Below are 13,269 nucleotides of genomic sequence, written 5' to 3' on the forward strand. Positions count from 1 at the left end.
GACGTCTCTCCCCTGCCCCGACGGACCTCGTGTCCGCCTGGGATTTCAACGTTTCGGAGCCTTGGCCGTTCCCACGCGGCCGGGCCTCGGGACCCGCGGAGTACGCGCAAAAAAAATCGCGCGGGGCGGGAACCCATCGCGCGGCTTGCCGTTTTCATCTTGCGAAGGCGGCGACGCCCCCCCGACTTGAGGCTGGCGACAGCCAGCCTGCCGCCTTCGCACCCCCCTTTGTTGATGCGAACTCAGGCGGACCGGCCCAGCCGGCCCGCCTTTCTTCTGGGCTGGTCGCCTACTTGCCGACTTCCAGATCGAACAGGATGTCGGCCCGGCGGCGCAGCGGCGCCGTCGCGCCCGAGGCGGCCACCGCCCCGGCGTCGCCCACGGCGGCCTTGTCGATCTCGACCTTGCCGAAGCCGGCCTTGGCCAGGGCGTTGGACACCGTCTCGGCCCGACGCTCGGACAGGGCCAGGTTGGCGCCCGACGTCCCGACCGCGTCGGCCAGGCCGATCACCCGCACCGATTTCACCGTGCAGCCCTTGGCTTGGTCGCGCGCATTGGCCAGCACCATGCGGGCCTCGGGGATTAGGGCCGCCGAATCCTGTTCGAAATAGACCGACGACTGGAAATCGCCGCAGCTGGGCGGCGCGACCGCGACGGGTTTGCGCAAGGTGCGCCAGGGGCCTTGAGTCTCCGCGCAACCAGCCAGGGCCAGCACGGCGCCGCCCCCGATCGCCATCGCGACCACTCCGAACTTCGTCGTCTTCATCCAACCCTCCTCCAACCCGCGAACACCAAAAAGGCGATCGGCCAGGCCGATCGCCTTTCAAGGGGCGTCGTCGCCTTCTCCCGCTTAGTAGCGCGAGCTGCCGTCTTCCCAATAGTAACGGCCGCTGCGGGAATCGTAATAGTAGTAACGGCCCGCGCGCTCATCATAATACTGGCGGCGATTGACGTTGGTCGCGCCGCAGCCGCCGTCCTCGCGGCAGCCCTTCACCGCGCCGGCCGTGCCGCCGATCGCCGCGCCGATGGCCGCGCCCGTCCCGGCGCTGCCGCTGCCCACATTGTTGCCGATCACGGCGCCAGCCAGGGCGCCGATGGCGGCGCCGCCGGCGGCGTTGCGCTCCACATTACCGGTCGAGGTGCACGCCGCGGCGAGCACACCCACGCCCATCAGGGCGATCATGGTCGTCTTCATCTTGGCTCTCCGTTCCGAGCTGTCCCCTGCGGAGGCAAACGGTCGCGGGGTCGCGCGGTTCCGTTCTCAAGCGGAACCATGGCCCGCTTCGGGCCGTTGCGTCCGTGAGTTTTTCAGAGGGGATCGCGTGCGCCGGATCGATGTCGTCGCCAATGTCGCGTCCGGTTCGGTCGGCCCCGCCGCGCCCGAGATCGCCGAGCGCCTGCTGGCCGAACATGGCGTGTCGGGCGTCGTCCACGCTCCCCAGCCCGGCGAACTGAGGGACTGCCTGCGGTCGGTGATCGACGCCGCGCCGGACGCAGTGCTGATCCTGGCCGGCGACGGCACGGCCCGGGCGGCGGCCGAGATGGCCGGACCCGACGGTCCGCTGATCGCGCCCCTGCCGGGCGGGACCATGAACATGCTGCCCCGCGCCCTCTATGGCGAACGCGACTGGCAGGCGGCGATGACCGCGTGCCTGGAGGGCGGCGAGCCCCGGATGATCTCGGGCGGCGAGGTCGGCGGGCGGCTGTTCTTCGTCGCCGCCATCCTGGGCAGCCCCGCCCTCTGGGCCACGGCCCGCGAGGCCGCCCGCGACGGCCGGTTGGACATCGCCGTGGCCCGCGCCCGCCGGGCTTTCCGCGCCGCCTTTTCCGGCCGCCTGCGCTTCGTCCTGGACGGCCGTCCGAAGATGAAGGCCGAGGCCCTGACCCTGATGTGCCCGCTGGTCTCCACGGCCCTGGACGCCGAGGAACGGGCCCTGGAGGCGGCGGCCCTGGACCCCTCCAGCGCGCTGGACGTCTTTCGCCTGGGCTTCAACGCCGCGCGGGGCCAATGGCGCGAGGATCCGTCGGTGGCGGGCGGTCGCTGCCGGATCGGCAAGGTCTGGGCCAGGGGACGGATCCCGGCGATCCTCGACGGCGAGCCCGCGCGGCTGGATCCCGAGGTGTCGATCCGCTTCCGGCCCAAGGCCTTCCGCGCGCTGGTCCCGCTCGACGGTGAGTGATCGATGAAGCTGATCCAGGTCTCCGACATCCATTTCGGCGGCGAGAACAAGGAAGCCGTCGAAGCCGCCACGGCCTGGATCAACGCGGCCGCGCCCGATCTGGTCGTCGCGGCCGGCGACCTGACCCTGGACGGCAAGGTTGCGGAGTTCGACGCCGCCGCCGCCTGGCTGGCGCGGTTGCCCGATCCGATGATCGTCGTTCCGGGCAACCACGACACGCCCTTCGTGGGGCCCCGCGAACTGTTCGAGCGCTTCACCCGGCCCTGGCGGCGCTTCACCGACCGGTTCGGGACCGAGGACGGCGCGGCTTGGCGCGGGGACGGCGTCACCGTCTGCTCGCTGAACAGCGCCCGCGCCGCCCAGATCCGCTGGAACTGGTCGAAGGGCGCGGTGGCGCGCGACCAGATCAAGCGCGTGGTCCGCGAGCTGCGCGCCGCGCCGGCCGGCGACCTGCGGGTCGTGGTCTGCCACCATCCGCTGATGGAGATCCTGGGCGGGCCGATGACCGCCAGGGTCCGCGGCGGGGTCGACGCGGCCAACCGCTTCGTCCAGGCCGGGGCCGACGTCATCCTGTCGGGGCACATCCACCTGCCGTTCGTCACCGCCATCCCGTTCGGCGACGGCAAGACCCAGGCGGTCGGCTCGGGCACCCTGTCGCTGCGCGAACGCGGCGCGGCGCCGGGGTTCAACGTGATCGAGGTCGAGCCCGGCTGCGTGCGGGTGGCCGCCATCGCCTATGAGCGCGGCAAGTTCGACGTCTGGCGCACGTGGGCCTTCGACCGGCGAACCGAAGCGGAAAACGAAAACGGCGCGACCGAGGTCGCGCCGCTCGCGCTGTAGATCTCCCGTTCGCCTACGGTGCGCCGCCACGACCTCTAAAGAGGTGGGTGACCAGCGACACCAGGAACAGGATCAGAAAGACGTAGAACAGGATCTTGGCGATCCCCATCGCCGTCCCCGCGATGCTGGTGAAGCCCAGCAGGGCGGCGATCAGGGCGATCACCAGGAAGGTCACGGCCCAATTCAGCATTGGCCTCTCCGGATTGGCCCCCAAAAGATGTCGGGGCGGTTGTCTCGATCGCGGCCTCACGGCCTCGCTTCGAGACAACGCACCCGACTCCCGGGCGTTCCGGAGAATGGAGAAGCCTATTCCGGAGCCGGATAGACCCAGCCCGGAGCGCCGGCCTTAGCGGCCGCGTATTGGCTGTCGGCCAGGGTCCAATTCGGCACGTTGTCGAAGAAGGCCTCCAGGAAGGCCTTACGGACGTTCTGGTAGTCCAGGTAGTAGGCGTGCTCCCAGACGTCGGCGACCAGCAGGGCGGTCAGGTTCTGGGTGACCGGGCTCTCGGCGTCGTGGGTCGAGATGATCTTCAGGGCGCCCGAAGCGTCCGAGACCAGCCACACCCAGCCCGAGCCGAAGTGACCGATACCCTCGGCGACGAACTTTTCCTTCAGGCCGGCGAGGCCGCCGAACGTCGCGTCGATGGCGGCGGCCAGCTCGGCGCCCGGCGCGGTCTTGGTCGGGCTCATGCCGTCCCAGAAGAAGGCGTGGTTCCAGGCCTGGGCGGCGTTGTTGAACACCTTGCCCGGGCCGGCGCTCTTGATGACGTTTTCCAGCGAGCCCTGGTCGTCGCCGTTCAGCAGGCCGTTCAGGGCCGTGACATAGGCCGCATGGTGCTTGTCATGGTGGAAATGGAGGGTGTTGGCGGAGATCGTCGGCTCCAGCGCGTCGTAGGCGTAGGGCAGGTCCGGCAGCTTGTACATGATCACTCCATGGGAAGGCGTTCCCATGGAGGGAGGAGTGGGAACGCGCGGAAGGCATCTAGAACGCGCGAGGCGAAAGCGTAAGCGGTTTCGCGAGCCCGACACGCTCAACTTTAGTTGAGAAATTCCCTTTGAAACTTGGGGTTTCCAGGAAATCTGAGAACGCAAAACGCCGCCGAGAGGGCCCGGCGGCGGTCGGCGACATCATAACGCGCGATCAGCGTTGAGGTGGCTTGGGATCCAAAAAGGCCTTGGCCACGGCGGCCGTCAGGGTCGGGTTCTTCAGGGCGAAGATCCCGGCGGCCAGGCCGATGCCGATCGACATGATCGGGCGATCGCGGACGATCTCCACGATCTTACCGGTCATGTCGAAGCTCTGCGGCGGGGCCTGCGGACCACGATGGCCCTCGACCTTGCGCGCGGCGATCATGCCGGCGACCGCGACGATCAGGGCCGCGACGGCGGCGACGATCGCGGCCGCGCCCGCGGGCGTGACCAGCGGGACCAGCACGGCGTAGATCGCGAAGGCGGCGGAGACGACGCTGACCGCGGCGGCGGCGGCGATCGCCGCGGCCGCCGCCAGCGTCATGAGGGTCTTTTCGAAGATCACCGGTTGTTGCTACGGCCGCCGGCGAGCAGGAGACCGATCAGCACGCCCACGCCCAGACCGGCCATGGTGGCGGTGATCGGACGTTCACGGACGCGCTCGGAGACATAGCGCTGGGCGTCTTCCAGCTGCTGGCCGGCGGTGTCGGTATAGGTGCGGCTCTGGGCGCGCAGGGTCTCGAAGCCCTCGGCGACCGACTTTTCGACGCGCTTGGCGGCCTCGGTCAGCTGGGCGCGAGCGATGTCGGCGGCCTGAGCGAAGCTGCGCTCGGCGTGCTCGACGGCTTCCAGGGTGGCGCCCTTGGCCTTGTCGGCTTCCTTGGCGGCGGGATTCAGGGAATTGGCGGGCATGGTCATCTCCTGTTCGCGACGCGACCGGCGGCAAGCAAAAATCTGGGCGCGAAAGCTGCGCCCCGTCAACGCCGAGCTTAGCGCCGCGGTTCCACGATACTCAAGGTCGGCGGGCCGCACCACAAGCGAATCCCGAAGGGCGTGGGAAGCCGATCCAAAGCCGCTCGCGCCAAACGCGAAGCGGGTCTAAGGTCGAATCATGGAGGACGCCCCCATCGTCAGCGACGACCGCCAGGAAGCCGACCGTCTCAAGGCCTTGAAGGCCCTGGACATCTTGGATGGCGCGACCAACGAACCACAGTTCCTGAGGTTCGCGCGCGTCGCCGCCAAACTGTTCGACGCCCCGAAGGCCGCAGTCGCTCTGGTCGACGCCGATCGGGTCTGGCGCAAGGCCTATATCGGCTATGCGGGCCCCGAGAGCCCGCGGCAGGACGATCTGGCCGCCCAGGTGGTCGCCGCCAACGGCCCCATCGGCCTAGCGGTTCCGATCCGCGATGGCGAGGGGCACGTGCTGGGGGCCCTGGTCGTCGAGGGCCCGGGCGCCAGTGGCCCCGCCTCGGACGACGACCTCCAGGCGCTGGAGGATCTGGCCGACCTCGCCGCCRCCAGCCTGGCCGCCGAGCCTTACACGGCTCACAATCTGGAAAGCGAGCGCCTGAACCTGGCCATCGCCGCCGCCAGCCTCGGCGAGTTCGAGTGGGACATCAAACGCGACGTCTTCAAGATCAGCCCGCGCCTGGCCGATATTTCCAACATTCCGCCCGGCGAGATCCCCGGCGAGGACGGTCAGGCGCTGTACCGTTTCCTGCATCCCGACGACCAGGCGTGGGTGCGCGAATCGATCACCGAGCAGCTGCAGCAGACCGGCCGCTACGACGCCGAATATCGCCGCCCCAACGGGCCGGACGGCCGCGAGGTCTGGAACCACGGCTCGGGCGTCATCCTGCGCGGCGAGGACGGCGAGCCGGCCTATCTGATCGGCGTCGTCCAGGACGTCACCGAACGCCGAGCCGAGGAAGAGCAGCGCGAAAATCTGGTCTTGGAGCTGGACCACCGCATCAAGAACCTGCTGGCCGTCGTCCAGTCGGTGGCGGCCCAGTCGGCGCGCAAATCAGCCTCGCTGGACGTGTTCCTGAAAACCTTCGCCGGCCGTCTGAAGTCGATGAGCTCGGCCCACGACCTGTTGACCGCGGCCCGCTGGCGCGGCGCGACCCTGGCGCGGATCGCCGCCGCCGAGCTCGGCGGCCTCGCGCCGACCCAGACCCGCTGGGACGGGCCGGAACTGTTCCTGACCCCCCGCGCCGCCTCCGCCCTGTCGCTGGCGCTGCACGAGCTGGCGGTCAACGCGATGCGCTATGGCTCGCTGTCCACCGAGAACGGCAAGGTCGAGGTGGTCTGGCGGCGCACGCCGGACGGCGGCTTCGCCCTGGAATGGCTGGAGACCGGCGGCCCGCCGGCCAATCCGCCTCAGACCAAGGGCTTCGGCGCCACCTTGATCGAAGATGTGGCCGGCCGCGAGCTGGGCGGCTCGGCCAAGATCAACTACCGGCCCAGCGGCGTCACCGCCATGATCCAGGGCGCGGCCGAGGCCTTGGCCGACGCACCGCCCATGGAGCCGGTCAGCGCCGCCCCCGAACGCATCGTCGAGACCGTCGTCGCCGCCGACGAGACCATCCGCTCGGGCGCCATCGCCGGCTTGAAGGTGCTGATCGTCGAGGACTCGCTGCTGCTGGCCCTGGAGCTGGAAGCCGGGCTCGAGGACGCCGGCGTCGAGGTGGTCGGCTGCGCGGCCGAACTCAGCGAGGCCCTGTCGATGGTCGAGCTGGAATTCGACGTCGCCGTGCTGGACGCCGACCTGAACGGCCAGTCCGTCGCGCCCGTCGCCGAGATCCTGCGCACCATGGGCCGGCCGTTCGTGTTCGCCACCGGCTATGCCGACAAGGCCGCCCCGATGGGCTTCGACGCCCCGATCGTGCGCAAGCCCTACAACGTCCACCAGATCGCGCGGGCGGTGGCCGGGGTCACGGGGCGGGCTTAGCCGCGGCTTGCCCCCTCCGCGCTTCGCGCTCTCCCCCGGAGGGGGAAGAAGGTCGCGCTTTCCTTCCGCCCGCCTTTGGGGGCGGACGACCCGCGTAGCGGGTCAGGTGGGGGGGTCACACCACCCCCTTGGCCCGCAGCCCTTCGACCGCCTCCGCGCTCATGCCCGCCACCTCGGTCAGCACCGCGTCCGTGTGTTCCCCGAGCGTCGGCCCCGGCCAGCGCACCCCCCCGGGCGTCGCGCTGAGCTTCGGGAAGGCGTTCTGCATTTTGATCTGCCCGAACACCGGGTGCGGCACGGTCACGATCGACTCCCGCGCCACGAACTGCGGATCCTCGATCATGTCCGGCGCGCGGTAGATGCGGCCCGTCGCCAGGCCCGCCGCCTCCAGCCGGGGCAGCAGGTCGTCGATCTCGTGGTCGGCGGTCCAGGCGGCGATGCGGGCGTCGAGCTCGCCTTGGTGGGCGCCGCGGGCGGCGTGGTCGCGGTAGCGGGGATCCTCGGCCAGGTCCGGCCGCCCCATCAGCTCGCACAACCGCTTGAACAGGGTGTCCTGGTTGGCGCCGATCAGGACGAGCTCGCCGCTCTTGGTCGGGTAGACGTTCGACGGCGCGATGCCCGGCAGCACCGCTCCCGAACGCTCGCGGACATAGCCGGTCAGGTCGTATTCGGTGATCAGGTTCTCCATCACCGTCAGCACGCTCTCGTAGATCGCCGCGTCGACCACCTGGCCCTTGCCGGTGCGCTGGCGGGCGTGCAGGGCCATCATCACCCCGAGGGCGGCGTTCAGGCCCGACAGGCTGTCGCCGATCGAGATGCCGGCCCGGGCCGGCGGCCGGTCGGGCTCGCCGGTGATGTGACGCAAGCCGCCCATGGCCTCGCCGACCAGAGCGTAACCGGCCCGCTTGGCGTAGGGCCCCGTCTGGCCGAAGCCCGAGACCCGCGCCATCACCAGCCCCGGATTGGTCTTGGCTAGGGTCTCGTAGCCCATGCCCCACTTCTCAAGCGTACCGGGGCGGAAGTTCTCGACCACGACATCGGCCTTGGCGATCAGGGCGCGGGCGATGTCGCGGCCCTCGTCCGTCCGCAGGTCGATCGTCACCGACTTCTTGTTGCGGCCGATCACCGGCCACCAGGGCGACAGGCCCTTGGGCTTGGACCGTCCCCACTGGCGCATCGGGTCGCCGACCTTGGGATCCTCCAGCTTGATGACCTCGGCCCCGAAGTCGCCCAGCACCTGGCCGCAGAAGGGCCCGGCGATCAGCGAGCCCATCTCGATCACCCGCAGGCCAGCCAATGGGCCGACAAGCGGTCCTCCCGAACGGTCTTGGGCCATCGCACTTCCCCCGGTCTGTCCGGAACCGTTCACGGCCCCGTGATGTTTTGTCGATCACGCGGCGCAGCGCGACGCCGAGCCCACCTCTAAGAAAATCGCGCAGGGAAAGACAGAGCCATGACCCGTCACATTCTTATCGTGAGCGCCGCCGTCGCGGCCCTCAGCCTGGCCGCCTGCGGTCCGAAGACCGAGGAAACCAAGGGCGCCGCAACCCCGGCCGAGCAGGCCGCAACCCCGGACGCCAACCCCGCCGCCACCGTCCCGACGCCGTCGGATGAAACCAAGGCCGACGTCTTCGTCGCCAAGGCCGCCGCCAGCGACATGTTCGAGATCGAGGCCGCCAAGCTGGCCGCCAAGCGCTCGACCAACGCCCCGGTGAAGAAGTTCGCCGCCGAAATGGAAAAGGCCCACACCAAGACCACCGAGGAGCTGAAGGCCGCCATCGCCGCCTCGGGCGCTTCGATCACGCCGCCGACCGCCTTGCCGGAAGACCTGCAAGGCAAGCTGGACGACCTGAACAAGGCCGACGCCAAGGACTTCGACAAGGCGTACGCCGACAGCCAGGTCGACGCCCACCAGGCGGCCCTGAACCTGCTGCAGCGCTACGCCCAGGACGGCGACACCGCCGCCATCAAGGCTTTCGCCGCCGCCACGGCCCCGAAGGTCCAGGAGCACCTGAACATGGCCGAGGGCCTGAAGAAGGGCTTCGGTACGGGTGATGACGTCGCCAAGGCTCAGGGCAAGGCCGACGAGGCCCAGGCCAAGGCTGACGAAAAGGCCGCTCCGAAGCACTAGCGGCTCTTTCGGATCGCAATCGCTTCAACCGTGTCATCCCGGCCGAAGCGCAGCGTAGAGCCGGGACCCAGGGGCGGCGCGCACGGCGTTCCTTCACCCCCTGGGTCCCGGATAGCCTCTGCGAGGCTTCCGGGATGACACGACTTTGAGCGTATGAGTGGCCCGTGCCAAGCTCACGGAATGGCGTAGGCGACCGTCGCCTTGGCGGCGGCCCGCTCGCGCCCTTCGGTCCACATCAGGACATCGGCCGTCGCGATGCGGCGGCCGAGCTTGAGCAGGCTGGCCTCCGCGTGGAGGTCGCCCGGCTTGCATCCGCGCAGGAAGTGGATGTTCAGCGAGGTCGTGACCGCCATGGCCACCTCGCCGATGTGCGCCAGGACCAGGGCGTAGGCCGCCACGTCCGCCAAAGCCATCAGGGTTGGCCCCGAAATCACCCCGCCTGGCCGCAGTTGCCGGCTGGCATAGGGCAGCCTGAGCAGCACGCGCCCTGGCTCGACCTCTTGGACCCGAGCCATGTTATCGCGATCCGCCTCCGGAAAGGCGTGCCGCAGAAACGCATTCAGCGCCTCCGCGTCCATCTGGATCGCTGGCCCGTCGATCACCCGCCGACCTTGGTCGTGTTGTCGTCGCCGTTGCGGTCGATCACCGTGTTGTAGGGATCGATGCCCGCGAACTTCGGCGCCTTGGCCGTCGTGAAGGTGAAGGTCTGCACGCCCGAGCGGATCGGCCGGCGCTCGTAGGCCACCACGGCCTTGGCGTCGAAGCCCTTCTTGCCCGGCTCGGCCGTGAACAGGCCGATGTCCATCGTCTCGTTCAAGGCGGCCGGCGTCTCCTTGCCCTTGCCGTCGGCGTACTTCTTCTGGGCGTCGACCGTGACCGTGACGTCGAACTTGCCGTCGGCGCGCTTCTTCACCGACGCGCTCTTGGTCTTCAGGTCGTAGAGCGTGATCTTCTCGAACAGGTCGGTGATCAGGGCCTGTTTGTCGGCCGGCGCCTCGGCGCGGAGGATGGTCAGGAAGTCGGTGGTGATCGGATAAGGCGCGCCCTTGAAGGCGTGGTCGGCGATCAGCTTGCGCAGAGCGCGGTTGACGGTCTCCTCGCCCAGTTCGCTCTGCAGCCGGTACATGACCAGCGAGCCCTTGCGGTAATAGACGTAGGGCTGGTTTTCGACCTTGTAGAGGGGCTGTTCGTCGATGACGTCGCCGCCGCGCGCCCGCAGATAGCTGTCCAGCTCGAACTTCAGGAACTTGCGGATCTGGGCTTCGCCATAGGTCCGCTTCATCACCATCAGGGCCGAGTACTGGGCGAAGGTCTCGCTCAGCATCGCCCCGCCCTGCTGGTCGGCGCCGATCACCTGGTGGGCCCACCACTGGTGGCCGATCTCGTGGGCGCCGACATAGGTGACCATGTCGATCTTGGTCGGGTCGCGATAGTCGGAGATGAAGAACATCCCCTCGGACCACGGGATGGTGTTGGCGAACGACTGGGCGAACTGCGCATAGTCCGGGAACTCTTGATAGCGCAGCTGGCGGAACTGGTAGGGGCTGAAATTGGCCTGGAAATAGTCCAGCGACCGTTTCATCGAGGTCTTCATCCGCTCGATGTTCCAGGTGTGCTGGGCGTCGTAATAGACCGCCAGCTCAACGCCCTTGTAGGCCTCGGTGGCCACCTGGTAGCGGGCCGACTGGATCGAGACGAACGGCATGATCGGCGCCTCGGTCACGAAGCGGGCGATCCGGCGGCCGTTCTTGACCGTGTCCGTGACCTTGTAGCCGGGCGCGATCGGCGTCTGGTCGGCCTCGGTGGTCACGGTGATGTCGGAGCTGACGAAGTCGGCGTCCTTGCGCAGGCCGTTGAACTGGCGGGACGCGACGTCGCCCAGCTTGGCCATGCGGCGCTCGGGCGGCAGGCCATACTTGCGGCGCTTGGCGCGGTCCTGCAGCAGCCCGTCGCGAGCCATGCCCAGGATCGGCGCGATCTCCATGTTGTTGACGAACGTGCCGTTGTCGACGACCCGGCTTTCCTGACCGCTATTGGGGAAGCCGCGCTGGGCCCGCAGGGTGATGAAGCTCATCTTGCGCTGCTCGCCCGGCGCCATCGGCGTGTCGAAGGCGAAGATGCGGTAGTTGAACTTCTCATAGGTCTTCTTGGGCCGCGCGCCCTCGATCGACAGGCCCTTCACGTCGAGGTCGCGATCGAAGCGGACGTGGATTTCCTTCAGCGCCTGGCCGGTGCGGTTCTCGAGCACATACGAGCCCTTGGTCTCGATGCTGGGCGCGTGCGGCTGCAGATCGACGTCCAGGGTCATGGCGATGATCTTGGGCTGGGGCGTGTTCTCGAATGGCAGCAGGGTCTTTTCGTAGTCGGCCTGCCACTTCTCGTTGTCGATCTTGGTCCGGTACGGGTTCCAGATGTTGGTGTTCAGATAGATGAAGCCGCCCAGCACCACGAACACGGCCAGGGACGAGGCCATCAGCACGCCGGCCTTGCCGCGCAGGCGGATGGGCAGGCGACGCAGGCGCGGCAGCAGACGGCTCTCGGTGCCGCGCCGCCACAGGCCATAGGCCAACACCAGCAGGATCAGGGCGAAGGCGGTCCAGTAGGCGCGCAGCCACCAGGCCCCGACCCAGAACTTGCCCAGGCCGTTCATGTCCGAGAACGGCGTGTCGGTGACCGAGCCGTAGTTGTAGAGCTTGTGCTCGAAGCCCAGGTTCACGAACGTGATCGTGGTGACCATGTAGATCACCATCAGGCCCCAGCCGATGAACTTGTGCGGGCTGATCGCCTGCAGGAAAACGGCCAGCACCGCCACCAGGATGAAGTCCACCGACTGCGGCAGCACGTACCAGATCAGGTACTTGTCGAGCTCGAAGTTGAAATAGCCGTGGAACACCTGGCTGAGGATCGCCGCGACCACGCTGACCAGCAGGGTCGAGACCAGCACCAGGCCGATCGCCAGGGTCTTGGGGGCCACGAAGGCCCAGTCGGGCACGGGGGTGGCGTCGATGATCTCGTGGGTCTTCTTCTCGCGCTCGCGCCAGACCAGCTCGCCCGAATAGTAGATGGCGATGATCATCGGGATCAGGCCGAACGAGCCCAGCAACGGCTGCAGCAGCACGCGGGTCACCGGATAGACAACGCCGCCGTAGCGGCCCGCCTCGGTGGCGAACCACAGCGCGCCCATGGCGTTGGCCAGGCCCAGGGCCAGCAGCACGAAATAGGCCGGGCTCTTGAACACCTGGCCCATGTCGAGGCGGGTGCGGACGACGAGCTGGGCCCAAGCGGTCTTGCGGTCGAAGTTCGGCCGCGGCAGCGGACCGCCGACGATCGACGGCGGGGCCTCGTCCTCGGCCTTGGCCTTGCCCTTCTTGACCTTCTTCTGGCCGGACAGCTCGGCCGACTGGAAGCGGAACAGGCCGTAGGCCAGGGCCAGGAAGCCGGCCGACAAGGCCAGCACGAAGACGCGGTTGAACAGCAGGGCGCCGGCCAGGGGCGGGGTCAGGCTGTTGCGCTCGCTGGCGGTCCAATACTTGGTGACCAGGCCATAGGCGGCGGTGCCCAACGGCTCCCAATAGGCCGCGATCTTCTCGTATTCAGGCCGATCCAGCGCGATGTTGGCGATGATCCACAGGACCATGAAGGCGATCACGCCGACATAGGTCCACATCATCGAGCGGGTGATCGTGGCCAGGGCGAAGAAGATCGCCGAGGTCAGCAGGATCGAGGGCAGGGCCAGGGCGAAGTACGAGAAGAGATAGGCGTGAAGCGCGTTGGGCCCGAGCCGCTCGGGGTCGACCCACGGCATGAACGAGCCGATCCAGATCGCCAGCGGCACGACCAGGAACGAGATCGCCGCCGCCAGGTATGCACCCGTGAAGCGGCCGTACAGATAGTCGAACTTGCGCACCCGGGTGGACCGCAGGATCGGCCCAAAGCCGGTCTCGTCGTCGCGCACCACCACATTGGCTACGAAGGCCGTGGTCACGAACATGTAGAAGATCGACAGGATCAGGTGGGTCTGGGCGATCGCGAACGGGGCGTTCTTGTGGATGTTGCCGCCGCCGCCGATGCGGATCTGGTCGATCGTCGCCGCCCCGAAGGTCAGCAGGAAGAAGATAGTCGCCACCACCCAGAAGACGGGCGACTTCAACTGGTAGCGGAGCTCGAAGCCCGCGATCTTGCCAAACATCGGCTCGCTC

Annotated in this window: 13 protein-coding genes and 1 pseudogene; 5 read left to right on the forward strand and 9 right to left on the reverse strand. The window is 68.3% G+C overall.

Annotated elements, in window-relative coordinates:
• Positions 1-289 precede the first annotated feature (289 nt).
• Both AC1DSO_RS09150 and AC1DSO_RS09155 read right to left on the reverse strand, forming a co-directional pair.
• Positions 290-766 carry an OmpA family protein gene (locus tag AC1DSO_RS09150; protein ID WP_477068522.1) on the reverse strand — a complete coding sequence of 159 codons (477 nt, stop codon included), beginning with the start codon at positions 764-766 and terminating at the stop codon, positions 290-292.
• A gap of 84 nt (positions 767-850) precedes the next feature.
• Positions 851-1,195 carry a YMGG-like glycine zipper-containing protein gene (locus AC1DSO_RS09155; protein ID WP_477068523.1) on the reverse strand — a complete coding sequence of 115 codons (345 nt, stop codon included), beginning with the start codon at positions 1,193-1,195 and terminating at the stop codon, positions 851-853.
• A gap of 127 nt (positions 1,196-1,322) precedes the next feature.
• Here AC1DSO_RS09155 and AC1DSO_RS09160 point away from each other — a divergent pair, with 127 nt between their 5' ends.
• Positions 1,323-2,180 (forward strand): diacylglycerol/lipid kinase family protein, encoded by an 858-nt coding sequence (locus AC1DSO_RS09160; protein WP_477068524.1) that lies wholly within the window; start codon positions 1,323-1,325, stop codon positions 2,178-2,180.
• A 3-nt stretch (positions 2,181-2,183) separates the two neighbouring features.
• The gene (locus AC1DSO_RS09165; RefSeq protein ID WP_477068525.1) at positions 2,184-3,020 is read left to right on the forward strand and encodes a metallophosphoesterase family protein; all 837 of its coding nucleotides are present in this window, start codon (positions 2,184-2,186) and stop codon (positions 3,018-3,020) included.
• A gap of 13 nt (positions 3,021-3,033) precedes the next feature.
• Here AC1DSO_RS09165 and AC1DSO_RS09170 read toward each other — a convergent pair whose 3' ends face one another.
• The 4 genes from AC1DSO_RS09170 to AC1DSO_RS09185 form a co-directional block, all read right to left on the reverse strand.
• The gene (locus AC1DSO_RS09170) at positions 3,034-3,210 is read right to left on the reverse strand and encodes a DUF1328 domain-containing protein (RefSeq protein WP_047403845.1); all 177 of its coding nucleotides are present in this window, start codon (positions 3,208-3,210) and stop codon (positions 3,034-3,036) included.
• Positions 3,211-3,326: 116 nt separating this feature from the next.
• Positions 3,327-3,947 carry a superoxide dismutase gene (locus AC1DSO_RS09175; protein WP_477068552.1) on the reverse strand — a complete coding sequence of 207 codons (621 nt, stop codon included), beginning with the start codon at positions 3,945-3,947 and terminating at the stop codon, positions 3,327-3,329.
• A gap of 214 nt (positions 3,948-4,161) precedes the next feature.
• Positions 4,162-4,554: a hypothetical protein gene (locus tag AC1DSO_RS09180; RefSeq protein WP_477068526.1), complete on the reverse strand. Its 393-nt coding sequence runs from the start codon at positions 4,552-4,554 to the stop codon at positions 4,162-4,164.
• Positions 4,551-4,901: a hypothetical protein gene (locus AC1DSO_RS09185; RefSeq protein WP_477068527.1), complete on the reverse strand. Its 351-nt coding sequence runs from the start codon at positions 4,899-4,901 to the stop codon at positions 4,551-4,553. The genes AC1DSO_RS09180 and AC1DSO_RS09185 overlap by 4 nt, the downstream gene beginning before the upstream one ends.
• Positions 4,902-5,100: 199 nt before the next feature.
• Between AC1DSO_RS09185 and AC1DSO_RS09190 the strand changes: the two genes are divergently transcribed.
• Positions 5,101-6,939, forward strand: coding sequence for an HWE histidine kinase domain-containing protein (locus AC1DSO_RS09190; protein WP_477068528.1), 1,839 nt, complete (start codon positions 5,101-5,103; stop codon positions 6,937-6,939).
• A gap of 115 nt (positions 6,940-7,054) precedes the next feature.
• Here AC1DSO_RS09190 and AC1DSO_RS09195 read toward each other — a convergent pair whose 3' ends face one another.
• The gene (locus tag AC1DSO_RS09195) at positions 7,055-8,275 is read right to left on the reverse strand and encodes a CaiB/BaiF CoA transferase family protein (RefSeq protein WP_477068529.1); all 1,221 of its coding nucleotides are present in this window, start codon (positions 8,273-8,275) and stop codon (positions 7,055-7,057) included.
• 117 nt (positions 8,276-8,392) lie between these two features.
• Here AC1DSO_RS09195 and AC1DSO_RS09200 point away from each other — a divergent pair, with 117 nt between their 5' ends.
• Both AC1DSO_RS09200 and AC1DSO_RS09205 read left to right on the forward strand, forming a co-directional pair.
• Positions 8,393-9,070: a DUF4142 domain-containing protein gene (locus tag AC1DSO_RS09200; protein ID WP_477068530.1), complete on the forward strand. Its 678-nt coding sequence runs from the start codon at positions 8,393-8,395 to the stop codon at positions 9,068-9,070.
• A 31-nt stretch (positions 9,071-9,101) separates the two neighbouring features.
• Positions 9,102-9,182, forward strand: a pseudogene (locus tag AC1DSO_RS09205) (hypothetical protein); the annotation flags it as partial.
• Between the two features lie 61 nt (positions 9,183-9,243).
• On the opposite strand, the gene AC1DSO_RS09210 reads toward AC1DSO_RS09205, so the two are convergent.
• Positions 9,244-9,648, reverse strand: coding sequence for a PaaI family thioesterase (locus AC1DSO_RS09210; protein WP_477068553.1), 405 nt, complete (start codon positions 9,646-9,648; stop codon positions 9,244-9,246).
• 20 nt (positions 9,649-9,668) lie between these two features.
• Positions 9,669-13,259, reverse strand: coding sequence for an ABC transporter permease/M1 family aminopeptidase (locus AC1DSO_RS09215; RefSeq protein ID WP_477068531.1), 3,591 nt, complete (start codon positions 13,257-13,259; stop codon positions 9,669-9,671).
• Between the last annotated feature and the right edge of the window lie 10 nt (positions 13,260-13,269).

It is taken from the genome of Caulobacter sp. P4_E5, from assembly GCF_056401555.1.